This is a genomic window from Paenibacillus sp. J22P165 (assembly GCF_059692015.1).
Window position 1 is genome coordinate 42542 of record NZ_JCAUAP010000024.1, and the last position, 24243, is coordinate 66784.

Consider the following 24243-nt stretch of genomic DNA (forward strand, 5'->3'; position numbering starts at 1 on the left):
GTTCGTATGAAGAAAAAGTTGAAATTAGGTGCTGCAGCATGTCTATCTCTAAGTTTAGTGCTGAGCGGATGCGCTTCCAAAAGTGATGGTACGAAAACAGAAGGTGCTCAGAGCAGTCCTATTACGTCAAGCGCACCTGAGAAAGCGCCAGAGAAATCAACCACTCCTGTTAAACTGAGTGTGCTCGTATCTGGACCTGGGCTTAGTGATGAAGACAAAGCCATTCAAGGCGATATCGGCAAAAAATTGAACATCAATTTTGATTACAATGCCATTGCCCCAGGCAGCAATAACGAATATGCCAATCAGATCAATGTAAGAGTCGCATCGAATAATGCGCCGGATATTTTCACTGTTTCCAACGATCAGATGCTGCAGTTTACCAAGCAAGGAGCTATTCTAGACCTTACGAAATATTTAGATAAAATGCCAAATGTCAAAAAGGCTTATACCGAAATAGATTTATCCAAAGGGAAAGTCGACGGTAAGCAGATGTCACTTCCAAAGCGTGCGACTGTCCCTTATCGAGCACTAATGATTCGTCAAGATTGGCTGGATAAATTAAAGCTGCCAGTACCGAAAACACTGGATGAACTAGCAGCAACGATTAATGCCTTCCATGATAAGGATCCCGATGGCAATGGGAAACAGGATACCTATGGTCTAACAGGATATGGCTTAGATGCATTCGCGCCAATCTTCGGTGCATTCGGAACTAGCTATGGCTATTTTAACGCATCGTTATCGATTGGTAATCTGATCGTTAAAGATAACAAGGCGATGTACTCCACCACACAACCAGAAATGAAACAAGCCTTGACGTACATCCAGAACTTATTTGCAAACGGTGCCATTGATCCAGATTTGTTAACGAATAAAGGTACTGCCGCACCAACGAAAGCTCAAAAGGGCCAGGTGGGTATGATCTATGCGAACTGGTCTGATATGTTTAAGGATGAGCACATTAAACTAATAACAGAAACGAATCCCAATGCGAAATTCATCGCCATTGATCCTCCTGTAGGGCCAGGCGGCAAATTTATGGGAGCATTCGACGACAGTGCAGCAGATTGGCGTGTCGCTTTGCCAAAATCGCTGGAAAAATCACCAGAGAAATTGGATCGAGCATTATCTTATTTGGATTATATTACAGGCGCTGGTGAGGGACAAAACTTAGTCATGTTTGGTAACGAGGGCGTTCATTATACCAAATCAGGTACGACGATTACGCCTTTACCTGAGATGTCAAAGCTTGGAACGACGTACCAATTGCAACTAACGGGCAGGGATGAACTTCCGTATCTGTACACCAAATTTCCAAAACAGAAAGAATATATCGACCAGGCCGTAAAACAGCCTTATCTTAAAGTGTTCAATAACTTCTCCGCCATTCCTGAGGGGGTTAATAAATCCGATAAGGATCGCTATGAGAATGAAGAAATGATTAAATTTATGTTTGGCAAACGTCCTTTAGCCGAATTTGATGCTTTCCTTAAAACGTTAAACACGACGTACCAATTGCAAAAGTATGTGGATGAAGCAAGTAAAGCTTTCAAAAGTCAGGGACTAATTAAATAAGTCACGCACAAGTACAAGGAGATAAGGCGCGCTTTGTCTCCTTGTTGTTTTTACATGCCCAATTAGAAAGGTGGTTGATACGATTATGCAATTGTGGAAATTAATGAGTCGGAAAATTGTGGCTGTATGCGTCGTTTTGACTTTGATCGCTGCACTAAACCCAATGTCTCTGCTTCCCGAACCTAAGGCACATGCGGCTGTAAATGGTTTTGTGAAAAGAAACATCGATAAACTGTATGAGGATCTGAATGGTAATAACGTTCAGGACGCTGCTGAACCAGATTTCCGTTATATCTCCGTCAATATCCCTGATGCGTTATTAATTAACATTTATTCGCCAATGGGAAATGATTCAGAACGTTTTCGAATCCCATCGGATGATGAACTGTTGGATGCAGTGAGAACGGTCAAAGCAATGGGCGGCAGAGTATTTCGCGTTTTTGCGATGAGTTCTAGTACGACTTACAATGCAGTTCGAATGATTAACACGAATAGTGCGAGTCCGAGTGCAGCTGTAACCTTAAATGAAGATGCCATGAAGGCGTTTGATAAATTACTGCAATACTGCAACCAAGAAGGAGTGCGTGTATCGGTCGGATTTACGGATAACTGGGCCTATGTTGGGGGGTATAGTGATTATGGAGCGAACTTTTTTACACCAGGAAATGCCACTAATTTAAAGTTTAAAAACATGATTTCGCAAATTCTGAATAGAACGAATAGCTACACAGGAGAGCAATATAAAAATGACAAAGCAATCTTTGCATGGGAGTCCGGCAATGAATTGAGTGCCAGCAATGATGGCGTATTAGATACATGGGTGTCTGATTTAGCGAATTATGTAAAGGGAGTCGACGCGAACCATCTATTCATTGACGGTAGAAATTCGCCTGCTACGTTTTATAATCGGTATACCGTAATGAATAATGCCAATATTGATGTGCTATCCTACCACACTTATATTAGTTTATCGGGTATGAATGCTGTGCAAACCTTAACGGCTATGCGTAACTATACGAAAGACCAAAAGGTGCTGAATGTGGGAGAAATTGCAATGACCATGCCTACGAGCACGCTGTTGAGTTTCTTGGATGAGTTGATCAGTGGGGGGACCAGCAGTGCAAGTTGGTGGGCTCTGCGGTTTCATGCACGAGAAGGCGGATTCTATCATCATGCGTCCTATGAAGATCTTCACTGGCCAGGCTTTACCAATGCAAGTGGAATTTCAGAAATCGCAACAGAGAAGGATCTGGTTACGGCTCTGGCGGATCATGCCTATGAAATTCAAGGATTAACAAGGCCAGCCATTGCTGTGCCATTGCCGCCAGTGCTCCTGCCAATCCCTGATACAGGTCACATTTCCTGGAGAGGATCTACGAATGCAAGCGCCTACGATGTAGAGAGAGCTACCAGTAGCAGTGGACCTTGGACGGTCATTGCTGCTGAAGTCATGGATAATCTGATTGTTAACCGGGCGCTTCTGTCTGATACGACCACATCTCCAGGCGGAACCTATTATTACAGAGTAAAAGCTAAAAATTCTTCCGGCACCTCAGGCTATTCCAATGTGGTTGGGCCGGTCGTGGCAAGCGCGCGGTGGTTGATAGACGACTTGTTTGATACAACGAAAATGAGCTCTCATTCCTCCAATATGGTTATTGGCAAGAGCTACTCCAACAAGGAGGTAGGTAATGATCTAGCTGTACTTTATAGGAATGACGCGAATACAGGAGAGATTGTCTACACGACCCAAGAGGCAATAAGCTCTTTCAGAATTGAAACGTATTCGTATAACACGACCGATGTAAGTGTGCTGACTTCGGCAGATGGGATAACCTATGCTAGTTTTACACCCGTCATAAGCTCCTACTCAGGCAGCTATAACAAGCCCAAGGTGGTATATACCTCATCCAATCTTCCTACGGGTACGAAATATTTGAAAATTTCAGAGCAAGGTACCGATCAACCTTACAAGAAGATTAGCCGGATCGAGATCGAATCGGGGCTCACGACTGTTGTACCTCCGACACCTACCAATATAGCTCCGACAGCAACATTAACTGTAGATTCGTCAAATGTCAGCTATGCCAAAACAAAAGCGGTGGATGGAGTCAAAAACGATAACAATAGCCGCTGGATTTCAGCGAATACGGCAGGAACCCACGTCTTCCAGATGGATTGGCCGACAGCCAAAACAATTAACAATGTTAAGCTTTGGAGTGGCTCGGTAACGGTTGGGGATACACAAATTCGTGACTTTACCATTCAATACTGGAATGGCAGTGCCTGGCAGGTGCTCGCTACCGTCGTAGATAATGTGATAGATGCCTATAACGGTCAATTTAATGAGTTTAGCTTTTCACCGATTACGACGACCAAACTCAAAGTGGACATCACGGACAGCTGTGATTATTTAACGTATGAGGACGCTAGAATCTTGGAAATCGAAGTATACGGGTATTAGTTGGAATACACGATGACCAAGGAAATACGCATGTTGGAGGCAAGGAAAATATGGATGAACGAATCAAAAGAGGAATTCTAGAGCACCACGAATACGACTTCATCGTTGCGGGTGGTGGTTTGGCAGGGGTGTGCTGTGCAATTGCAGCAGCAAGAGGAGGACTTCGTACAGCCATTATTCAGAATCGACCTGCTTTTGGGGGCAATTCCTCAAGTGAAATTCGAATCGTACCTGTTGGGAGTGTCGATTTCAATTCATGGACGATGGAGAGTGGGATTATTGGTGAGATTCTGCTCGAGGATCGGGCAACCAATCATGAAAAGTTCGGAGATGGCGCGATTAACACGCTGTATGACTTGAATTTGTATCAAGCCATCTTAAAGGAACCGAATTTGACGGCTTATTTGGATACACAAGTAAACGGCGTAGAAGTAGATCCACAAGCGGATGGCGTTAGTTCCGAGCTGAAGGCGATTTATGCGACGCAGCTCGGAAGCGGGAAAGCCTTTAAATTTACAGCTCTTCAATTCGCTGATTGTACGGGGGATGCTGAGCTTGGCTTTTTGGCGGGAGCTCCTTATCGTTACGGCAGAGAGGCGAGAAGTGAATTTGGAGAGCTTCTTGCACCTGTGGAAGCAGATAATCACACCATGGGAAGCAGTATCACTTTCTATGCCCGTAATGCCGGTAGGGAGGTACCGTTTACGGCGCCTGCCTGGGCACACCGATATGAATCCGCTGAAGATGTAGGCATATATCGAGATATTAATCACATTAAACATGATCGCTTAGCTGGCTTTTGGTGGATGGAGCTGGCAAATCCATTTCATCAGGTCGAAGACTTTGCTGCAATGAAGCATGAATTGTTGCGGTATGTGCTCGGCTACTGGGATTTTCTTAAGAACCGGAGCAAGTATCAGGAAACACTGTCCAGTTATTCGATTGATTGGATTGGCATGTATCCCGGGAAAAGAGAGAGCAGACGTCTGGAAGGCGATGTTATCTTATCCGAGCGCCATATTTACGAGGATCCATGTTGGTCTGATCGCGTAAGCACCTCTGGCATGTTTGTGGATATCCATATTAATGGAGGTCTCTTAAATAGGGGGGAACCGCCAGAGCTTTCAAATGCTGATGCCAACTATAAGGATTATACGTTGGTTGCGCCTTATTCCATTCCGTTGCGATCATTATACAGTCGTACCATCGCCAATCTATGGATGGCAGGCCGCAACATTAGTGTTAGTCGAGTAGCACTGGGCTCTGTTCGCAATCAAGTTATTCTGGCGAATATAGGTCAAGCGGTAGGCACAGCTGCAGGATATGCAATCCGCCATCAAATTTCGCCAAGAGAAGCTGCTGCCGGAGCACATGGACATATTCAAGCCATTCAGCAACAATTGCTGCTGGATGATGTGCCAATTATTGGACTGCATAATGAAGACAAACAAGATTTGGCAAGAGAGGCGACAGCGACAGCTTCGAGCGAGCAAGCTTTGTATCTGAATGAGCCTGATGAGACGACGCTAGTGCCACTTGAATCAACGTGGGCACAAGTGCTCCCTATAACCACTGATCGAATTGAGGCTGTCGAGTTTTACTTAAGCAATACTTCAGAAGAAGCCGTTACATTGAAGGTGTCTGTCTACCAATTGGAGCGTATATGGGATAAAGGGCAGGGGGTTTCCGTTGGAATCTCGGAGATCTTCATTCCTCCGCTGCATAAGGGGTGGGTCTGTGCGAAATTGAACCTCTCCGTAGCAGCGGGCAAACCGCACCGTATTGCACTTCAAAGCAATGAACATATCGCATGGGCCAAATCGGCTCAACAAGCAACAGGGACACTAGCTCAGTATTATGTTAAATGCGAAGGGGGACCTCAACCTGAAAATAGGCATTATCCTTCATTTCAGGAAAATGAGCTTATCGTCCCACCTTATGAGCGGTGGAATGAGATCAAACGAAAACGCTTTTCGTTTGCGTTGAACGTACACCCTTGTCCTGCTCCGTATGGGGCGGATCAAGTATTGAGCGGAGTAGCTAGACCATTCGCGATGCCGGGACTATGGATATCGGATGGAGCGAGTGCATTTCCACAACATATGGCGTTGGAGTGGGAAGAAGAGCGGACATTTAACCAGGTCGTTGTTAATTTTGATACCAATTTAAATCAGAGCTATGCGTATATGCCTGCTTTTTGGAAAGCACCAGAGTGCGTGAAGGATTGGCGATTATGGGTGCTTGTCCATGACGAGTGGAAGTGTGTGTATGAAGAGTATGGGAACTATCATCGCAAAAGGACGGCCACATTTGATACCGTCACAGCTTCGGCTGTGAAGCTTGAGGTGCTCTCTACGAATGGCGATGTCAGTGCCAGAGTGTACGAGATGCGCGTTTACTGCAGATAATTAAAATAGAGAGTACTCTACGGCGATAGCCTGTGAGTGCTCTCTATTTTTGCTCCTCGCCTCTACGGCAAGCTACGATTTCCCCTTGCGGGACATCTCCGCAATCGAAACCCACTGCTCATCGGTCACCTCGAGCAGATCGTTGAACTGCCCGGCACCTTGCAGCCACTCGCCGCCGTCAATCGTGATCACTTCGCCGTTAATGTAGCCGGCGAAGTCCGAAATCAGATAAGCGGCGAGGTTCGCCAGCTCATCTTTTTCCCCAACGCGCCCCAGCGGGACGCGGTGCAAGAGCTTCTGCGACAGCTCGGGCGTGGGAGCCAATCGGCTCCACGCGCCGTCGGTCGGGAACAAACCCGGCGCGATAGCCACTTGCCGGATCCCATACCGCGCCCACTCGACGGCGAGTGAGCGGGTAAGGGCAAGCACGCCGGCCTTCGCTGCGGCGGAAGGCACAACAAAGGCGGATCCGGTGGAGGCGTAGGAGGTGACGATGTTCAGCATCGTACCTCCTACACCTTGCTCGATCCACCGCTTACCCAACTCCAACGTGGTGTAGAACGTCCCGTGGAGCACAATGTTCAGCACCGCATCGACCGCTCGCGGTGACAAGTTCTCGGTCGGGCTGGCAAAGTTGCCCGCCGCATTATTAATCAGCACGTCGATGCGACCGAAGTGCTGCTCCACGGCCGTGATCATGTCAGCAACCTGCTGCGGATCACGCACATCGCAGGGATGATAGAAGACATCCCCACCGCCATCAATGCTCATTTCGGCAGCGGCTTTCGCGAGCACTTCTTCTCGTCTACTCGTGATAGCCAGCTTAGCGCCGAGTGACAGGAATTTTTCACCCATCGCGCGGCCAAGACCCGTGCCACCGCCTGTAATGAGAACAACTTTATCTTGGAGTAATGCTCCGTCGAACATGAGACTCACGCTCCTTTTTGATGATGGATAGCGCTTACAATTTAGTCAGATAACTCATGTTCTCATATCAGTCACCGTACTGTCCAGTGGCAAGTCGAGCATTGGTATGATGCACAAGGCAGAGAGTGATCATTAGGCATAATCCCAAAAGCGGTTGAAATTGACCCATGTAATGTTGTATTCTAATGATTAAAAATTAGTGGCAGAAGAGAGGCAATCATGGAGATTAAAGTAGACGATTTATCCGGCCCTGAAGTAAGAGCGCTCATTATGGAGCACCTTCTACATATGCAATCCTTATCCCCACCTGAGAGTACACACGCTCTAAATGTGGATGGATTAAAAAAACCAGAAGTGACATTTTGGAGTGGATGGGAGCAAGGGGAATTAGTTGGATGCGGAGCGCTTAAAGAGCTAGATCATCAGCATGGTGAGTTAAAATCAATGCGAACTTCGTCCGCACATCACAGAAAAGGAATCGCCAAGAAAATTCTGGAACACATTATTAATGAAGCAAAGCGTCGCGGCTATACGCGAATCAGCTTGGAAACAGGCTCAATGGAAGCGTTCGAACCTGCAAGAAAGTTATATGAGAATTTTGGATTCACCTATTGTGGGCCATTTGCGGACTATACCTTAGATCCCAATAGTTCATTCATGACATTGGCCTTATGAGATTCATTTAACGGAGACCTTCAGTAAGTAGCTGGAGGTCTCTTTTTCAATCAAATGCTCATTGCACTTTTTGACACTTGATCATCATGAAAGTAAATGGAGGTTTATTTTCCATATTTTTATGAGGCTCAACGATTTTCTGGATGTCGATCAGTCCAAACTTCCCGAATTCTTGTGTAATCGAATCTGCATCATAAAAGAACATTTTGATTCCTTCCATGATCTCAAAATAGTCTTGACCCAGTTGTTTGCCTTTTCCAAACATGGGAGCTTCCTTTGAAATCGCAGTGAAAATCATATATCCGTTTGGCTTAAGTTGATGAAAACAATCTTGAATGAACTTCTCTCTCTCCTGACTGCTCAATAAGTGAATAAGTGCGTAACTAAAGACACCATCATAACGTTTGTTATCAAAAGGCATATCAGTCACTGAGCCATGAAAGATAGGCATATTCAGTCCATTTTTTCTTGCCAGATCAATCGCTGTGCTTGAAATTTCAATGCCAGTAACCTCGATGCCATGATCGATAAAAACCTTTGCGTTTCTACCATATCCAATACCAGGCAGCAAGATATCCTTAACTTTCTTTTCAAGGAAAAAGTCCTTGGTCATGATAGCGGAGTCCGCAGGTTCGAATCCCCACATCATTTGATTTTCTATAAAACTTGATTCCCAAAATTCGGTCATACGCTATCTCCTTACTATTAGGTTATTGTTTCTATTTTGCCTCATTACGTTAACAATTAAAAAATAGGCTGTCCCAATGAGAAAAAGGAGGTCTTAGTAGACCTCCTTCAATCATCCTTTTTATTACTCCGCCAAAACAAACTTCTCCAGCACATGCCTCACGCCATCCTCATTATTGCTCTTCGTCACGAAGTTCGCCAACGCTTTAAGCTCAGGCAGGGCATTCTCCATCGCAACGCCAAGGCCGGCGACTTCAAGCATTTCCCGATCATTCCAGGCATCGCCGAGGGCAATGACTTCATCTAAAGAACAACCGATGTGCTCTGCAAGGAACGTGATCGCATGCCCTTTGGTACCTTCTTTATGCATGAACTCCAGATAGTGAGGCTTGGACTTCGTAATATGCAATTGATCACCGAGCAGAGGGAGAAGCTCTTCACGGATTTGATCGCAAACTTCAGGTTTATCCACAATCAGCATTTTAGGCTGCGGAATATCAATCCACTGGCGCAAATCCCCAATGATATAAGGAGTTTTGGACAAGCTTACATAGTTTTTAATCTTATCGTTATCTTCAGCTGCATAAAGCTCGTCCCCATGGTAAAGCTGAAGATGGTAGTTGTTCTTCTCGCAGTAATCGAGCAGGAAGCGGGCGCTCTCTACAGGAACTGTGCGCTCGTAGAGCACTTTTTCGTCTAATAAATTTTTGATCAAAGCCCCTTGATACGTAATAATAGGTACGTTAAGTCCAATGCGATTGGCAATTTTGGCAGCGGAAGGGAAGCTTCTTCCCGTGGCGATGGTCACCAAGACCCCTTTGGCAACAGCTTGATGCATAGCCTCAACTGTCTCTTGGGAAATCGTCAAATCATCACGCAGCAGCGTATCATCTAAGTCAGCAGCAACTAATTTATACGTCATGTTTCTCACCGATCCTATTCGTCATCTCTATTAAAATTCTGCTAATAGCATACCCGAATTGCTAGCGAATTGCTACAATAAGCGCATAGGAAATAGCTAAAAGGAGGTTCTTTTACGGTGACATCAGCTTATACAAATGATATTGAAATATGGCTTAGAGTCCATGCGAACGCGGAAAATGCCCCGAGCATGGAAGCTTATATGAAGAATCACTTTCCTTTTCTTGGCATTCGCAATCCGGAACGTGTTGCGTTGACCAAGCAATTCACCAAGGAACATGGTTTTCCCAAAGGGGAGGAGGCAGTTCGCGTCGCACAGGAGCTGTGGCAATTGCCCGAGCGCGAGTTTGCTTACACGGCCATTCTGATGTTGCTGCAAGTAAGAAAAACAGTGAATGCTGAACATCTTGACGTGTTAGAGCACTTTATTGTAACGCAATCATGGTGGGATACCGTAGATACGGTTGCTGATCACTTGATCGGTTATCATCTGCAGCGATTCCCAGCCTTAATACCAAGTTATGTAGAGAAATGGTTAGCTTCTAACAACATGTGGCTGCAGCGCACTGCTATTCTTTTCCAATTGAAGTATAAAACGAAAACGGATGTCCCGTTGCTTTTTCATTGCATTAGCGAAATGGCGGAATCGAAGGAGTTCTTCATCCGCAAAGCGATAGGCTGGGCGCTGCGCGAGTACTCCAAAACCGATGCTGCAACCGTACAAGCTTTCGTTGCAAGCACGGAGTTATCACCGCTAAGCGTCAGAGAGGCATTGAAGGTCATACATAAGAAATTAGCAGAAAATTAGAACATATCTACAGGAGCCTCTGATATATTGACATTGAGAATCATTTTCATTATTATGAAATGAGAATCAATATCATAGCTAAGAGATAATCAGGAGGGTTTCCCGTGCTTCGTTTTAACCAAACCAAAACAACTAAAGTTTCATTTACTGTCCTTTCCGTGTGTATGGCAGCACTACTAGTAACTGCTTGTGGAAGTAATAAAGATGCAGCAAGCACAACAACACCAGCAACTTCAACTGCTCCAGCAGCTACGGCAGCGGCGACAGCAACACCGGCTCCAGCTGTTGATAAAGTTATTAAAGATAGCATGGGTCACGATGTTAAGGTTCCAGCCAACCCGAAAGCAGTTATCGCATCCTACTTAGAGGATCCGCTTCTAGCACTTGGTGTTAAACCAATTGTTCAATGGTCTGTTAAAGAAACAAGTGTGCAAGATTATTTGCAAACACAGCTAGCTGGTGTTCCTACAATCCCTTCCAATCTTCCTGTGGAATCCATTTTGAAAGCTACCCCAGATTTCATGATCGTGGGAAGTGAGTCAGCAGTTGAGAAAGGTCTGTATGAGCAATACTCCAAAGTTGTACCGACATTCGTTCTTGGTAGCGAAGTAACTGCGGACTTCCGTAAGACGCTTTTGAAAATGGGCGAAATTCTAAATAAAACAGATGCGGCGAACGCTGCTCTAAAAAAATATGATCAAAAAGTAACAGATACAAAAGCAAAACTTGCTCCAATACTTGGTGATAAAAAGGTTGCCATTCTATGGGTAACGAATAAAAACTTTTATGTCGTTAACGGTAAAGTTGCCAGCGGCGCGGTTGCTTACGGCGATCTTGGTTTGAAACTGCCTAACATTTTGGCTGTATTACCGGACGCGAAAGCGAATTGGGTGCCAATTTCACTAGAAAAGCTTGCTCAATTAGATGCAGATTACATTTTCTTGGTTAACAGCGATAAAGGTCAAGCAGGGAACCTGGAAGACCCGCTATGGAAGAACGTTCCTGCTGTGAAATCAGGTAAAGTGTTTGAAATGGACAAGACAAGCAGCTGGTTGTACAACGGTGTAATCGCTGGCGAGCGCGTCATGGACGATATGGTTAAAGTCATTAAGTAAATTGGGGGCTGTGTATGATGGGTTCAAATAAGCAAGTTCCCTCAGCTAAACCCTCATTGAAATCGCGTCCTCTTACTGCGACAGTCATTATGATAGGTGGATTAGCCTTGCTAGTGATCAGTTTAATCACCTCCATTTCAGTAGGTGCAGCTGATATCACTTTCGGTGAAGTATGGCGAGCGATCTTCCATTTTAATGCGGATAATACACAACATTTGATTATCCAACAACTTAGACTTCCGCGAGCAATCGCTGGAGCCCTGGTTGGGTCTGCTTTTGCTGTAGCAGGTGCGATTATGCAAGGTGTAACACGCAATCCATTATCGGACCCGGGTATTCTTGGTATTAACGCAGGTGCAGGCTTTATGCTTGCCCTGTGTTTTGCCTTTTTTCCGAAGCTGCCGTTTCACTATGTCATTTTATTTTCCTTTTTAGGTGCAGCGGTAGGGACCGCGCTGGTATATGGTATTAGCGCGTTGGCTAAGGGAGGCGTAACACCGGTTCGAATCGTCCTAGCGGGGTCAGCTGTTAGTGCTTTATTGCTGGCACTCAGTGAAGGGATTGCGATCTCCTATCATATTGGACAGGATCTCGCTTTTTGGTTTGCAGGAGGGATTGCAGGTACGAAGTGGTTACAAGTTGACATCATGGCACCATGGATTGTCGTTGCTTTACTAGGTGCGCTTCTCGTCTCACCCTGGATTACGCTGTTAAGCATGGGGGAAGATGTTGCTATAGGCCTCGGATTACGGATAGGATACGTTAAGCTAGCCGCATTCGTGCTAGTTCTGGTCCTTGCTGGTGCGTCTGTGGCAGCAGTAGGAGCAATTGGATTCATTGGCCTTATTATTCCACATGTTGTTCGCTATCTCGTAGGTGTTGATTATCGTTGGATTATCCCGACGTCAGCCGTATTAGGCGCTTTGTTAGTCGTGGCTGCTGATATCGGAGCTCGTATGGTGAACCCTCCTTTTGAGACGCCAATAGGTGCGATTATTGCGCTGATTGGTGTACCTTTCTTCCTCTATCTAGCACGTAGAAAGGGGAGGGACTAAGCATGGGAAATACGAAGAAACCGAGATTGTCAAAAGCCATCACGGTCCTATCGATTTTAAGCGTACTCATTATTATCGTTTTTATTATAAGCATGAATACAGGTGTGATTCGTTTGAGTCCGCTTGATGTGTTGCGAACAATCTTCGGTGGCGGGACTGCGAAGCAGGAACTTATCCTCTTCGATTTTCGACTTCCGCGTATCGTGATTTCGATTTTGGTTGGAGCGGGCCTAGCGGTTTCTGGAGCCATCCTACAAGGGATATCGCGAAATATGCTAGCGGACCCAGGGATACTGGGTATTAATGCGGGGGCAGGGCTTGCGATTATTCTAGTCGTCTCCTTTTATAAGAATAATGCAGCGGGTCCATTGTTCTTCATGCCGATGATCGCAATGCTGGGTGCGGGTTTGGCCGCTCTGCTCATTTATACCCTCTCATATGTCAAAGGCAAAGGCATCTCGTCATCTCGTCTTCTGCTTGTGGGAATCGCGGTTTCTGCGGGTATTGCTGCTCTAATGATGGTCCTATCCATTCGCTTGGATCCAACCGATTTTCAGTTCGTACAGGTGTGGTTAGCGGGTAGTATTTGGGGGACGAATTGGAAGTTCGTTCTCGCCTTATTACCATGGATCATCATCCTCATTCCTTATGTCATGTTCAAAGCGAATGTGTTGAATGTGTTGAATCTAGGGGAGATGACGTCCATCGGATTGGGGATCAGGATGGAACGGGAACGTATTGGATTGCTTGTTGCAGCTGTTGCGCTTGCAGGTGCTTGTGTCGCTGTCGGCGGCGGGATTGGTTTCGTAGGATTGATAGGTCCCCATCTAGCTAGAAGGCTAGTGGGACCTAAGCATCAATACTTGCTTCCAGCCTCAGCGCTTACTGGTGGGTTGATACTAATCGTCGCGGATACGCTAGCGCGGGGGATGTTTCAACCAACCGAGGTTCCGACGGGCATTGTGGCCGCTGTTATCGGGGCGCCATACTTCCTGTATTTATTAGTTCGAACGAGGACTTCCTAAGAGGTTGGAGATAGAGATCCACAATGGGCTTCATAGCCTGTTGTGGATTTTTTTATTAATTACTGCTCTGATGTAAATGTTAGATAACATGACGCATATAATAAATAAATCTAAATAAAACGAATTATTGTTATATATATTGACATAATACTTACATTCGTTTAAAGTAATAAAAATTCTTCTCAAGCGCACTAGCGCCATTGAGAGACAAAGGGAGAGATGGGAGATGGCTCACATGCGAACACATGATTTGTTAGCTAGATTACCAAAGGTGGATCTTCATTTACACTTGGATGGCAGTGTGAAGCCCGAGACGATTTTGGAACTCGCTCTCGAACAAGGTATATCACTCCCTGTTTACGATACGGATGGGCTTATCCCACATATGCGAGTGACGGACACTTGTGGAAGTTTAATTGAATACTTAGGTAAATTCGATTTCACAACACGCTTCTTACAAACGGGCGCAGCCTTAGAGCGTGTTGCTTATGAAGTGGTTGAACAATCCGTTGAGCACAATTGTCGGTATGTGGAGGTTCGTTTTGCTCCACAATTGCATCGCAACATGGGGCTAACGCTCGAAGACACGTTCCACTACGTGACGCAAGGGTTGAAGCGTGCACAACGCGAGTTCGGAACGAGATTCGGTGTAATTGCCATTTGTATGCGAAATCACACTTGTGCAGATAATTTGGAAGTTATTGAAGCAGCGGCTAAATTCTTAGGCAAGGGGGTCGTTGCCGTTGATTTAGCGGGGGATGAGGCGAATTATCCTCCTGAATTTTTCCGAGAAGTGTTTGCTAGATCACATACATTAGGCATTCCTGTCACTATTCATGCAGGTGAAGCGGCAGGCGCAGTTAACGTTTACAATGCTGTTACACATTTGGGGGCTACGCGCATTGGGCATGGGGTAAGACTTCGTGAGAATGCGGAGATTCTAGGAATGATCAAAGATCGCCGTATCCCGCTAGAAATGTGCCCGATCTCCAATATCCAAACGAAAGCAGTGGCTTCCTGGGAGGCCTACCCGATCCGTGAATACTTGGATCAAGGGCTGATCATAACGATCAATACGGATAATCCTAGCGTGTCTGGTACGAATATTACGAAGGAGTATCGCGCGATTGCCGATCGATTCGCTTTTACAACACCAGAACTAGTGAAGTTAATCATGAATGGTGTGGAAGCCGCTTTTATGGAAGAACATGATAAAGTGCTGTTCCGACAAGAGATGGAAGCTGAGCTTAGCAGTTTGGGTGTATATAATTAAATGGACATTGGATGGGATCTGTTGCGATGAGCAGCAGATTTTTTTATGCTTAAGAAGGTGTATGTTATGTTAAAATAAGGGAAACTTCTCAAATTTTTGCGGCAGGAGGCGAGCGATGTGAAGGTCTCATATTTGATTGTGCTTGCGTATGTTATCTATATGCTAGTGAAATCTTACAAATCTAGTAAAGCCAAAAAGCTCATCGGAACCGCTATGCTCGTTGGATTTAGTGATTACAAGAAAATAGGGATGACGTTGCTGAATCTTTTTTTCATGCCATTTATTATTACGCAAGAGAGTAAGTTTAAGTTTGTTTTGCTAGTTATTCTTATACTACTTGCAGCCATGCTGGATCGTGTTTATATCGGTGATAAGGGGATTAAGGTGCATGATGAATTTATCCCCAAAGAGGATATTCTGCATTACTATTTGGTCGATGGTAAAGTCAATCAATTCGAGCTCTTTATTAGAGGGAGAATAGATGTACTCAACATCACGATCAATAAGCGGAAGCTGGGGAGTCAGTTCAATGAGCTTTTGGCGGAATGGAAGTCTGTGAGTTAACATAAAGACTGGGAGTGTTGAAATGAGGAAGTTTATTTTGGGCCTAGCCTGCGGGATTGGATTGACTGCGGCTACGGGTGTGTATGCATCGGATATGGTGCAGACTTATCTTTTTCCAGCGAAGTTCATCATTAATGGTGAAGAGAAAAGCACAGAAGGTTACCAAACATTGAACTATGAGGGACATGTCTATGTTCCTGTGCGCTTTATAGCAGAAAATACGGGGAACAAAGTAGTTTACGACGAGGCTTCACAAACCATTGTGGTGGATGACGGCTTTACCATTAGGGATATTAATAATCCTGGCATGAGTGCAGGGCACATAGCGGTTGAGAAAGAAGGGGCCCACTCAATTATTAAGGGACAACTCTTTATTGGCCACGATGCCTGGGATTACAAATTACTTAGTGCCTATCAGTCCATGAACCCAGGGGGCAATTCAGCGCGAATAGATGCAGCAGGTAACCTGGCATTCTGGAACGATAAGGGAGAGCTGCTGGAGAAAGTTCCTTATGTGGTTAATCAAATCCCAACACTGACGGAGCAAATCATCTCGTTTGAAACAAAGAGTCTGACGGATATTTCGGGTTATACGATGGTCACCCTAGAAAGCAAAACACCTTCACCTACACGTATGCCGGGGTATTCAGTGCCAGCGTTCATACAAGATGCTTCCCATAAGGTCAGTTTTGGTCTCGTTGATGTGCTGCGCAGCGGGGAATACACAATTGTCAGAGGTCTTTTAGGCAGTGTGGTGGAGAATGAATTACCTGCAAACGCGCCGATCGTGGTCAGCTTTTATGACGAAAAAGGCGGTATCTTGGGTACAGCAACCACGACGCTTGGGGTGGAGAGACCTCAGGGTATTCAGTCTTTTGCTGTGTTTGTCGGTAAAGGAGATTTCACGAATTATAAGTCAGTTCAAGTTACGTTGGCTCAATAGTGGAGATGCGTGGGTAGTTAACGAAACGTCTGCGCGTATCGCTAATCTCAAAAAGAATGGAAGACATCTATGGATACTTATCTCATAACTGGCGGTTCCAAAGGCCTGGGCGCTGCCATCATCTGGCAGCTGCTGGGACAAGGTGCTGCGGTTCACTATATATCCCGCAGCGAGAACGAGAGCTTGCGCCAAGAGGCGCTGCGCGTGGGAGGTCAGCTGACCTTCCACGCTTACGATTTGGCGCAAACGGAGGACCTAGATTCGCTCATCGAGCGAATCCTCTCGGGGCTGGATGGCGTGGCCTCCATCACGCTCATCAACAACGCGGGCATGCTCGAGCCGATGACGTCGATCGGCCGAGCTGCCACTGACGACCTGCAGCGCAGCCTGCAGGTCAATCTCGTCGCACCCGCGGTGCTGACGAACAGCTTCATTCGGCTCACGCAGGCGTGGCCGATCATGAAGCGGGTCGTCGGCATCTCCTCGGGCGCGGGGCGCAAGCCCTACCCCGGCTGGGGGGCATATTGCACCGCCAAAGCCGGGCTGGACATGCTGGCGCGCTGCGTCGGCATCGAGCAGCTGCAAGAGCCGCACCCGGTGCTGATCTGTTCCGTAGCACCGGGCGTGGTGGACACCGAGATGCAGCGGGAGATTCGCGCTGCATCCGAAAAGGACTTCCCGCAGGTGAGCCGGTTCGTCCAGCTCAAAGAGCAGGGTGAGCTGCGCTCACCCGAAGACGCGGCTAAGCAGCTGCTGCGCCTGCTGCAAGCAAACGCGTTCGAACAAGGCGAGATTGCTGACCTACGCAGCAAAGAGCCCATGTCGTAATCCGACACGGGCTCTTTGCTATACCGATCTATTGAATGCTGCCGCTAACCCTACCCCCAGACGAAAGCTCCGAAGTACAGAATTTACAACGTGATGCTTGCGCTGGTATTTCAGATAAGCAATGCGGGCAATCTTTGGTTGTAACGGCTTTTTCCTTCGGCGCTTCCTTCTTACGGAACTTGCCGATTTGACGAACAACTATGAAAATAACGAATGCAACGATCAAGAAATCTAAGAAAGTTGATAGGAATTGTCCATATCTAAAGACGGCGGTAGCTTTAGAAGCTTGATCAAATGTTTCGTAATGTTTCCCATCCAAGGCAACATACAAATCATTGAAATTCACTTTACCAATGAGCAGACCAACAAGTGGCATGACCAAATCATTGACAATGGACGTAATGACTTTACCGAAAGCCCCTCCAATAATAACCCCGACTGCGAGGTCGAGCATGTTCCCTTTGAATGCAAATTCTTTGAATTCTTTTAGCATGATGTACCCCCATGAGACTATAATTAATAGGATTGTACCATAGTTAATAGAGCCCAAACAAATACGCTCCCATTAGCTAAGGGGATGTTTTTATGTGCCTGATCTACGCCTTCACGGCGACAATTTCCTTCAAAGCCTGAACAAGCACCGCATTTTCCTCGGAAGTCCCAATCGAAATCCGCACATGATTCGGAAGATTCCAACTGCCACCGTATCGAACAATAACCCCGCGACTCATCAAAATATCATAGATGGCTTTGGCTTCTTCGCCTAAATCGACGAGTACGAAATTACTCATACTTGGCGTAAAAGGAAACGCTAATGAGCTCAGCTCGGCGTAAAGCTCTTCCTTCACCTTGGTATTATTAGCGCGTGTTGCCTCAAGGTGTTGATCATCCTGGATAGCAGCAGCAGCGCCAACCTGGGCGAGTGTGTTTACGTTGAAAGGTTCTTTCACCTGACGAATCTTTTGCAAAATCCCAGCATCTGCGATGCCATAACCCACGCGAATACCCGCCAATCCGTAGATTTTTGAAAAAGTTTGCAGGACAACTACAGGATAGCCTTCTCGTACTAGGGCAAGACCATCGCAATAATCATCAGCGGTGACGAAATGGCTATACGCACCATCGAAGATCACAAGCACGTGTGAGGGGAGGCTTTTCACAAGTCGGTGCAAGTCTGTTTTGGTTATATAAGTGCCCGTCGGATTGTTAGGCGAACAAATATAGAGCATTTTCGTACGTGCCGTTACTGCCTCCAAGATCGCTTCAACTTCGTAGCGGAAATTCTCCCCGAGGGGTACGTTAACTATACTGGCTCCAAGTAAGTTGGCTCCGAATTCGTATTCGCTGAACGTCGGAGAGGGCACTATGACCTCGTCCCCTGGTTCTAAATAAGTTTCGGAGAGAAGAGTAATCAGTTCGTCGCCGCCATTGGTAACAAGGACTTGATCAGGGGAAAATCCGCGTTTCTCTGCAATAGCTTCTCTAAGGTTGACTGTCTCTGCATCTGGATAGCGATGAATTTCAGATATGTAAGCTTGAATCGCCTCGAGTGCAAGAGGGGAGGGGCCTAATGGATTTTCATTGGAGGCTAATTTGGTAACCGATGTGAGCCCGAATTCGCGTTGAACCTCCCAAATGGGTTTACCGGGCGTATAAGGTTTCATGCGTGATAAAATGCTGCGGGGATTGATATTTTGAACACCTGGACCTTCCATGTACAACACTCCTTTTTTGTAAATGCTTTATTTAAATAATACATTAACTTGGTAAAGTGGTAAAGTAAAAAGTTTGCATATCCTGATAGCGTTTATTTGGTATATGATACAGATAATAGGCGTTTATCAATAGAGGGGACGGCAGCAGGATGAAGAAAATGAGATTCGGTATTCGTGCCAAAATTATGATTGGATATGCATTCATCATTTTCTGCTTAACTCTATCATTTGTACTTGTTAATTATCAGTTAGCCGCCATGCAGAGAGACCGCAATTATGTGATCGAACATGATTTTGCCGTCAATAGGGAGTCGAATCTTCTAGAGAAATATGTCATGGATATGGAAAACGGGCAAAGGGGCTATTTACTCACGGGGGAAGTCAAATATTTAGAGCCGTATACGAGCGGACAGACCAAGTGGAGGGATTCTTTTAATCAATTGAAAGAATTAACGACGGATAACCCTGTGCAGGAGAGAAATCTGCTCGCGCTTAAAGAATCTATCGAGAATTGGCTTGTACAAACGGGTGGAAGCATGCCCACAATGAGAAATGGCCTCGAGAATGAGAGTTATTTTAATTTCAGCTTTTTTATTACTCACCAAAATATTCTAGATATTCGCTCGCAATTGAGTCGCTTTCGCAGCTTGGAGATGGGGTATGTGAAGGAGAGGGCAGCCCATCTGGATGCTCAAAATGAAATGCTGACCCACTCCTTATTTGTCATGCTGGGTGTGGTGCTTCTCTTTTCATTGATTGCAGCACTTCTTATTTCGAGATCGATTGTGGGGACCATCAAGCAGGTTACCAGGAGTATCATCAAGCTGAGCTCGATGAAGCGGGATCGTTCGAAACGCATCCATGTCACGATGAATGATGAAGTGAAGGATTTGGCTGACGCAACGAATATTTTGTTGGAGAGTCAAGAAGAGATCGAGTGGCAGCAGCGGAAGTTGACGGAAGTGGTTCATATGCTGCAGGGTATTTCCAATTTGGAAACGTTAGGTACTATCTTTATACGCAAAGCAGCTGAATTGTTTGATGCTTCTTTCGGTGTCTTTTACATAAGAAATATGCATGAATCTAAGGATTGCATGATGAGGTTGGCGACCTATGCAGCGATGGGAGATAATGCGGAGGCTGGAAAGCCTTATTTTCAAGTCGGAGAGGGCTTGCTTGGTCAATGTGTGATTGAGAAACGAATTGTACATCTTACCCAGGTGCCTGAATCCTATATCTCTTTACAATCAGGGCTGGGATCAGCAGGCGCTCAAAGTGTGCTCATCGTTCCAATTATTCATAATCAAGAAGTCATTGCCATCATGGAGCTGGCTTCGTTTGATAAGTTTTCATCGCTCCAACTGAGTCTATTGGATGATATTCTAGAAGTACTTGGAACGATCGTACATAGCGTGCAAACACGTGTTGAGGTTGAACGTCTGCTTAGAGAGTACCAAGCGATGACAGAGGAGCTTCAAATTCAGCAAGAAGAATTGCATATGACCAATGAACAGCTAGAGGAAAGAAATCGCTATGCAGATGAAAGGTCAAGGGAGCTGGAGCATATGAAAGTTTCCTTTGAAGAACACGCCATTCAATTAGAGGTGAGCTCGCGGTACAAATCAGAGTTCTTGGCGAACATGTCCCATGAGTTGCGCACACCGCTAAACAGCATACTGATCCTTTCTCAGATGCTTATGGAGAATAGTAATCGAACCTTAACGCAGGATGAGCAGGAATATGCTCGTGTGATTCATTCTTCAGGGAATGATTTATTGCTCCTCATTAATGATGTTTTGGATGTGTCCAAAGTTGAAGCGGGTAAGTTGGATATTCATATAGGTGAACTGCACACAAAATGGCTTCCCGAGCTATTGCAAAGTCAGTTTGAGAAGGTGGCTGAGCAGCGAAAGCTTACTTTTGAGATCGAAATGGATGCTGAAGTGCCGGCAATTTTCTATACCGATGAACAGAGGCTTAGTCAAATTATCAAAAACTTACTCTCAAACGCGTTCAAATTTACGCATCAAGGCGCTGTGCAAGTGGAATTCCGCATGTGTAAGGATGATCAAATTGCGGAGCTATTGCCTTCAGCTACCCATATGCAGGTTATGGCTGTTACCGTTAAGGATACCGGTATAGGTATTCCGTTGGACAAGCAAGAAGTCATTTTCGAGCCTTTCCGGCAAGCGGATGGTACCACCAATCGGAAGTATGGAGGGACTGGCCTTGGCTTATCGATTAGTCGTGAGCTAGCTCGACTCCTAGGTGGCAGCATTCATATGCAAAGTGAGGAAGGCAAAGGAAGTACGTTTACTTTATATGTTCCATCACTACCGCATCTAATGGGAGTAAGCAATACGATGCACAAGGAAGCGGCAGCCGCATCGACGAATACCGCTAATGAATATTTCCTTCGCGAAATAAGCAAGAAAACCGATGAGCAGGAGAATGGTTATAGCCATCATTTTAAAGATAGAAAAGTGCTTGTTGTGGATGATGATGTTCGTAACGTATTCGCGCTATGTAATGCCTTTGAGCAAGAGGGTATCATCGTGAGTGTTGCTCAGAACGGACAAGAATGCTTAGATTTATTGGCAAAAGACCATCATATTGAGCTCATCCTCATGGATATCATGATGCCGGTCATGGATGGCTATGAAGCGATGCGTCTCATTAGGAAGAATAGTCAATACGCGGATGTTCCGATTATTGCACTTACCGCCAAAGCGATGAAGCAAGATAGGGATATTTGCTTGCAGGCGGGGGCATCAGACTATATCAGTAAGCCGCTGCATGTCAATCAGCTTCTCTCGCTTATGCAGGTTTGGCTGAGCTAATAAAACAGAAAGACCTTTGATTACCTTCCAGGAGGAAGATATCAAAGGTCTTTTGTGTCACAGAACATTTCGTTCTGTATGAACTTCAAAATGATAAATCGTGTTGCGCGTCAGGACACGGAAATCCAGACCGTCTTGATCAATCGCTTGTACTCGTGTTGTTTTGAATGGTGTATGTTGTCTAACCCCAGATAACGTCATTGGACATCCTACCTCGGTCGGGTTCACTTCAAGAAATGTTTGCCCTTGAATCTCATCGAAATCGAATCGATCTGACCGATGCTTGGGGGTAATCCCATCCACCTCATAGATTTGCAGCAGCTTTAACAACCTCATTCTTGACCCTCCCTTCTTCACTTTCGATTTCATTATACACGGACACCTTAATTTTGGCGAAATCTACAAACCTAACATAAACCTAAAGAAGTCCTGATACTTTCTTAGCTTCAAGGCGATACAATAATGCTATCTGAATCGGGGGTGTTGCGCATGCTGCACACGAAAGTAATCATTGGGGAAAAAGAAGTACTGATATTTTTCGAATCCATGTACCAAGAGTATTCCTCTCAGGCTATTGAAACGATAACGAAGCATTTAAATAATGTTCAGGTAAAGGAAGTATTTGATAACCTGGGCTTAGTTCATACAACGAATAAAGAGGTAACGCTCTTCTCACTCAACGGGGAGATGGAGACCCTACTCATGACCTGATCCGCGGTCTAGCCCTTTTCATTATTTTTAGCTAATATGAAAGGGTGTTAGAACGAGGAGGTAGATACATATGGCTGTTAAGAAATTGGAACATGTGGGCGTCATGGTAGCAAACTTGGAAGCATCTATTACATTTTATGAAAATGTGATCGGACTTAAGCACAAAGGTACGTTGATTCATACGAATGGCGTTATTCGTCTAGGATTTTTGGGCTTTGAGGTTGAGAATGAAACGGAAGTTGAATTAATTGAAGGATATAATGCGAACCTGCCTCAGGAAGGTAAAGTGCATCACTTGGCTTTTACCGTAGATGATATTGAAGCTGAATTCGTAAGAATCCAAGGTCTGGAGATTGAGCAACTAGATACGGAAATTACTACTCTCCCGAACGGTTCTAGGTATTTCTTCTTTAATGGGCTGGATGGCGAACGTATTGAATTCTTTCAATCGACGCGTGGATAGGTTTAACATTTGCTAGATACGGGCATCCTTTTTACTAGAGTCATAGATTCTAGTGAAGAGGTGCTTTTTTCATGTCGAAGCGATGGACACAAACGGTGATTGGCATACTCCTACTTGGCTTATTCTTCGGATGGGTTCGTCATGTAGATGCCAAGGCTGAACAAGATGCACAGTTACTACTAAATGTGGCTAAGCCAGTTATGCAAACGTATCAACAAATTACCTTCAAATATACAGGTTACTTTGGCGCATGTGGCGGTGTGAATACCAAGGTTATCGCCGCTGGCGAAAACTTGTCGCAAGAGCTGGGCTTTAAATCGAAGGCTAATGAGCAGATTTCAAATATGCAGGGTATCTACACTGTAAAATCAGAAGTAGCTGCTGGCGCGGTAATGACTTTAACGGTTGCTAGTCCAGTAGGGCAGTCAGCTTGTTATGCTGTCATCCGATTAGATGCATTAGGAAGTGCTGAGCAGGACCAACTGCTGAAATGGCAGGAGGAAATGACTAAACATCTTATCAACCAAGGTATTCAAGGCAAATGGAATGTAATGATCCAAGGGAATGCGGTTGAGGACCTTGTTTTGGAGAATGGCCCAAAAGAATTCTTGACGGACCTCGTTCGTTCATATAAAGGATATGTCGTGGAGAGTTACGAAGATACAACAACTTTCAGTTTATCGTTGGCCTCGTCTGATTTCGAAGATTCTATATTAAGCGGCGGTCAAAAGGTGAATGTCCAAATCGCGCTTCATCTAGATACGACTTCTGGCCTCTGGCGATTGACGGTAGGGACACCAATAATCACAATGGAATATTAAACTGCGAAGAGGGTGCTGTCGAGGCATCCTTTTTTTCATTGCATACTTGTAGGCACAATTCGAAAGAATGGCAATAGTGGAACTTTTCCAAAGGGGTTGTAATTGATTTCTAGGCATGGTACATTAGTCCTCGTTGTTCTGAAGCAAACAACCACGGACGAAATGAAAGTGGACTTGCTTTCCAGCAATGAGGTATGGTAAGATGACTTTCCGACAGACACCGACTTAAATTGACAAGAAAAAAAGTGCTTGCAATTGAGAAACGATCTGTGGTATATTACTTCTCGCTGCTTCGGTAACACGGCAGTGAGCGAAAGAAATTGATCTTTGAAAACTGAACAACGAGTGAGTAAGCACAGTCGAGTAATCGACTATAAAAGAGATTGCAAAATCTCGCTAGCTTCAAATGAGCAAGTCATCTT

At 45.3% G+C, this 24243-nt stretch carries 22 protein-coding genes; 16 read left to right on the plus strand and 6 right to left on the minus strand.

Going from position 1 to position 24243, the window contains the following annotated elements; genetic code table 11:
• Positions 1 to 6: 6 nt before the first annotated feature.
• The 3 genes from AC58QM_RS34060 to AC58QM_RS34070 all read left to right on the plus strand — a co-directional run bounded on the left by AC58QM_RS34060 (position 7) and on the right by AC58QM_RS34070 (position 6450).
• Positions 7 to 1578: an extracellular solute-binding protein gene (locus AC58QM_RS34060; RefSeq protein ID WP_497289152.1), complete on the plus strand. Its 1572-nt coding sequence runs from the start codon at positions 7 to 9 to the stop codon at positions 1576 to 1578.
• A gap of 85 nt (positions 1579 to 1663) precedes the next feature.
• Positions 1664 to 4042, plus strand: a complete 2379-nt coding sequence (locus tag AC58QM_RS34065) for a DUF7402 domain-containing protein (RefSeq protein WP_497289153.1) — start codon at positions 1664 to 1666, stop codon at positions 4040 to 4042.
• Between the two features lie 50 nt (positions 4043 to 4092).
• Positions 4093 to 6450: an FAD-dependent oxidoreductase gene (locus tag AC58QM_RS34070; RefSeq protein ID WP_497289154.1), complete on the plus strand. Its 2358-nt coding sequence runs from the start codon at positions 4093 to 4095 to the stop codon at positions 6448 to 6450.
• A gap of 72 nt (positions 6451 to 6522) precedes the next feature.
• Here AC58QM_RS34070 and AC58QM_RS34075 read toward each other — a convergent pair whose 3' ends face one another.
• Positions 6523 to 7377, minus strand: a complete 855-nt coding sequence (locus AC58QM_RS34075; RefSeq protein WP_497289155.1) for an SDR family oxidoreductase — start codon at positions 7375 to 7377, stop codon at positions 6523 to 6525.
• A gap of 219 nt (positions 7378 to 7596) precedes the next feature.
• Here AC58QM_RS34075 and AC58QM_RS34080 point away from each other — a divergent pair, with 219 nt between their 5' ends.
• Positions 7597 to 8052, plus strand: coding sequence for a GNAT family N-acetyltransferase (locus AC58QM_RS34080; RefSeq protein ID WP_497289156.1), 456 nt, complete (start codon positions 7597 to 7599; stop codon positions 8050 to 8052).
• A 58-nt stretch (positions 8053 to 8110) separates the two neighbouring features.
• On the opposite strand, the gene AC58QM_RS34085 is transcribed toward AC58QM_RS34080, so the two are convergent.
• Together AC58QM_RS34085 and AC58QM_RS34090 are read right to left on the minus strand one after the other, a co-directional pair.
• The gene (locus tag AC58QM_RS34085; RefSeq protein ID WP_497289157.1) at positions 8111 to 8740 is read right to left on the minus strand and encodes a class I SAM-dependent methyltransferase; all 630 of its coding nucleotides are present in this window, start codon (positions 8738 to 8740) and stop codon (positions 8111 to 8113) included.
• A gap of 123 nt (positions 8741 to 8863) precedes the next feature.
• The gene (locus tag AC58QM_RS34090) at positions 8864 to 9661 is read right to left on the minus strand and encodes a Cof-type HAD-IIB family hydrolase (protein WP_310502595.1); all 798 of its coding nucleotides are present in this window, start codon (positions 9659 to 9661) and stop codon (positions 8864 to 8866) included.
• Between the two features lie 117 nt (positions 9662 to 9778).
• Here AC58QM_RS34090 and AC58QM_RS34095 point away from each other — a divergent pair, with 117 nt between their 5' ends.
• From AC58QM_RS34095 to AC58QM_RS34130, 8 genes are all read left to right on the plus strand, one after another.
• Positions 9779 to 10468, plus strand: a complete 690-nt coding sequence (locus tag AC58QM_RS34095; RefSeq protein ID WP_497289158.1) for a DNA alkylation repair protein — start codon at positions 9779 to 9781, stop codon at positions 10466 to 10468.
• Between the two features lie 104 nt (positions 10469 to 10572).
• Positions 10573 to 11583, plus strand: coding sequence for an ABC transporter substrate-binding protein (locus AC58QM_RS34100; RefSeq protein ID WP_497289159.1), 1011 nt, complete (start codon positions 10573 to 10575; stop codon positions 11581 to 11583).
• 14 nt (positions 11584 to 11597) lie between these two features.
• Positions 11598 to 12638, plus strand: coding sequence for a FecCD family ABC transporter permease (locus AC58QM_RS34105; protein WP_497289160.1), 1041 nt, complete (start codon positions 11598 to 11600; stop codon positions 12636 to 12638).
• 2 nt (positions 12639 to 12640) lie between these two features.
• On the plus strand, positions 12641 to 13663 hold the full coding sequence (locus tag AC58QM_RS34110) for a FecCD family ABC transporter permease (protein WP_497289161.1): 1023 nt from the start codon (positions 12641 to 12643) through the stop codon (positions 13661 to 13663).
• A 235-nt stretch (positions 13664 to 13898) separates the two neighbouring features.
• On the plus strand, positions 13899 to 14936 hold the full coding sequence (gene add / locus AC58QM_RS34115) for an adenosine deaminase (protein ID WP_497289162.1): 1038 nt from the start codon (positions 13899 to 13901) through the stop codon (positions 14934 to 14936).
• A 117-nt stretch (positions 14937 to 15053) separates the two neighbouring features.
• Entirely contained in the window at positions 15054 to 15500 is a 447-nt protein-coding gene (locus AC58QM_RS34120) for a hypothetical protein (RefSeq protein ID WP_497289163.1), read from the plus strand.
• Positions 15501 to 15522: 22 nt separating this feature from the next.
• Positions 15523 to 16443, plus strand: coding sequence for a stalk domain-containing protein (locus tag AC58QM_RS34125; protein ID WP_497289164.1), 921 nt, complete (start codon positions 15523 to 15525; stop codon positions 16441 to 16443).
• Between the two features lie 69 nt (positions 16444 to 16512).
• Positions 16513 to 17271, plus strand: a complete 759-nt coding sequence (locus AC58QM_RS34130) for a (S)-benzoin forming benzil reductase (protein ID WP_497289165.1) — start codon at positions 16513 to 16515, stop codon at positions 17269 to 17271.
• Between the two features lie 28 nt (positions 17272 to 17299).
• On the opposite strand, the gene mscL is transcribed toward AC58QM_RS34130, so the two are convergent.
• Positions 17300 to 17764 carry a large conductance mechanosensitive channel protein MscL gene (mscL, locus tag AC58QM_RS34135; RefSeq protein ID WP_497289166.1) on the minus strand — a complete coding sequence of 155 codons (465 nt, stop codon included), beginning with the start codon at positions 17762 to 17764 and terminating at the stop codon, positions 17300 to 17302.
• 103 nt (positions 17765 to 17867) lie between these two features.
• On the minus strand, positions 17868 to 18986 hold the full coding sequence (gene hisC, locus AC58QM_RS34140; protein ID WP_497289167.1) for a histidinol-phosphate transaminase: 1119 nt from the start codon (positions 18984 to 18986) through the stop codon (positions 17868 to 17870).
• Positions 18987 to 19135: 149 nt separating this feature from the next.
• Between hisC and AC58QM_RS34145 the strand changes: the two genes are divergently transcribed.
• Positions 19136 to 21826 (plus strand): ATP-binding protein, encoded by a 2691-nt coding sequence (locus tag AC58QM_RS34145; RefSeq protein ID WP_497289168.1) that lies wholly within the window; start codon positions 19136 to 19138, stop codon positions 21824 to 21826.
• 57 nt (positions 21827 to 21883) lie between these two features.
• On the opposite strand, the gene AC58QM_RS34150 is transcribed toward AC58QM_RS34145, so the two are convergent.
• On the minus strand, positions 21884 to 22162 hold the full coding sequence (locus AC58QM_RS34150) for a hypothetical protein (protein WP_497259969.1): 279 nt from the start codon (positions 22160 to 22162) through the stop codon (positions 21884 to 21886).
• Between the two features lie 153 nt (positions 22163 to 22315).
• Here AC58QM_RS34150 and AC58QM_RS34155 point away from each other — a divergent pair, with 153 nt between their 5' ends.
• The 3 genes from AC58QM_RS34155 to AC58QM_RS34165 all read left to right on the plus strand — a co-directional run bounded on the left by AC58QM_RS34155 (position 22316) and on the right by AC58QM_RS34165 (position 23821).
• Positions 22316 to 22537 carry a hypothetical protein gene (locus tag AC58QM_RS34155; protein ID WP_497289169.1) on the plus strand — a complete coding sequence of 74 codons (222 nt, stop codon included), beginning with the start codon at positions 22316 to 22318 and terminating at the stop codon, positions 22535 to 22537.
• 70 nt (positions 22538 to 22607) lie between these two features.
• The gene (locus AC58QM_RS34160; RefSeq protein WP_497289170.1) at positions 22608 to 23000 is read left to right on the plus strand and encodes a VOC family protein; all 393 of its coding nucleotides are present in this window, start codon (positions 22608 to 22610) and stop codon (positions 22998 to 23000) included.
• Between the two features lie 71 nt (positions 23001 to 23071).
• Positions 23072 to 23821, plus strand: a complete 750-nt coding sequence (locus AC58QM_RS34165) for a YwmB family TATA-box binding protein (protein WP_497289171.1) — start codon at positions 23072 to 23074, stop codon at positions 23819 to 23821.
• The last annotated feature ends 422 nt before the right edge of the window (positions 23822 to 24243 follow it).

What these genes read in the sequence shown, in the direction of transcription:
- AC58QM_RS34145 (WP_497289168.1), top strand. Translation starts at nt 19,136, where the DNA reads ATGAAGAAAATGAGATTCGGTATTCGTGCCAAAATTATGATTGGATAT.
- AC58QM_RS34060 (WP_497289152.1), top strand. Translation starts at nt 7, where the DNA reads ATGAAGAAAAAGTTGAAATTAGGTGCTGCAGCATGTCTATCTCTAAGT.
- AC58QM_RS34110 (WP_497289161.1), top strand. Translation starts at nt 12,641, where the DNA reads ATGGGAAATACGAAGAAACCGAGATTGTCAAAAGCCATCACGGTCCTA.
- AC58QM_RS34125 (WP_497289164.1), top strand. Translation starts at nt 15,523, where the DNA reads ATGAGGAAGTTTATTTTGGGCCTAGCCTGCGGGATTGGATTGACTGCG.
- AC58QM_RS34130 (WP_497289165.1), top strand. Translation starts at nt 16,513, where the DNA reads ATGGATACTTATCTCATAACTGGCGGTTCCAAAGGCCTGGGCGCTGCC.
- AC58QM_RS34105 (WP_497289160.1), top strand. Translation starts at nt 11,598, where the DNA reads ATGATGGGTTCAAATAAGCAAGTTCCCTCAGCTAAACCCTCATTGAAA.
- mscL (WP_497289166.1), bottom strand. Translation starts at nt 17,764, where the DNA reads ATGCTAAAAGAATTCAAAGAATTTGCATTCAAAGGGAACATGCTCGAC.
- AC58QM_RS34150 (WP_497259969.1), bottom strand. Translation starts at nt 22,162, where the DNA reads ATGAGGTTGTTAAAGCTGCTGCAAATCTATGAGGTGGATGGGATTACC.
- AC58QM_RS34075 (WP_497289155.1), bottom strand. Translation starts at nt 7,377, where the DNA reads ATGTTCGACGGAGCATTACTCCAAGATAAAGTTGTTCTCATTACAGGC.
- add (WP_497289162.1), top strand. Translation starts at nt 13,899, where the DNA reads ATGCGAACACATGATTTGTTAGCTAGATTACCAAAGGTGGATCTTCAT.
- AC58QM_RS34165 (WP_497289171.1), top strand. Translation starts at nt 23,072, where the DNA reads ATGTCGAAGCGATGGACACAAACGGTGATTGGCATACTCCTACTTGGC.
- AC58QM_RS34085 (WP_497289157.1), bottom strand. Translation starts at nt 8,740, where the DNA reads ATGACCGAATTTTGGGAATCAAGTTTTATAGAAAATCAAATGATGTGG.
- AC58QM_RS34065 (WP_497289153.1), top strand. Translation starts at nt 1,664, where the DNA reads ATGCAATTGTGGAAATTAATGAGTCGGAAAATTGTGGCTGTATGCGTC.
- AC58QM_RS34160 (WP_497289170.1), top strand. Translation starts at nt 22,608, where the DNA reads ATGGCTGTTAAGAAATTGGAACATGTGGGCGTCATGGTAGCAAACTTG.
- hisC (WP_497289167.1), bottom strand. Translation starts at nt 18,986, where the DNA reads ATGGAAGGTCCAGGTGTTCAAAATATCAATCCCCGCAGCATTTTATCA.
- AC58QM_RS34070 (WP_497289154.1), top strand. Translation starts at nt 4,093, where the DNA reads ATGGATGAACGAATCAAAAGAGGAATTCTAGAGCACCACGAATACGAC.
- AC58QM_RS34155 (WP_497289169.1), top strand. Translation starts at nt 22,316, where the DNA reads ATGCTGCACACGAAAGTAATCATTGGGGAAAAAGAAGTACTGATATTT.
- AC58QM_RS34090 (WP_310502595.1), bottom strand. Translation starts at nt 9,661, where the DNA reads ATGACGTATAAATTAGTTGCTGCTGACTTAGATGATACGCTGCTGCGT.
- AC58QM_RS34080 (WP_497289156.1), top strand. Translation starts at nt 7,597, where the DNA reads ATGGAGATTAAAGTAGACGATTTATCCGGCCCTGAAGTAAGAGCGCTC.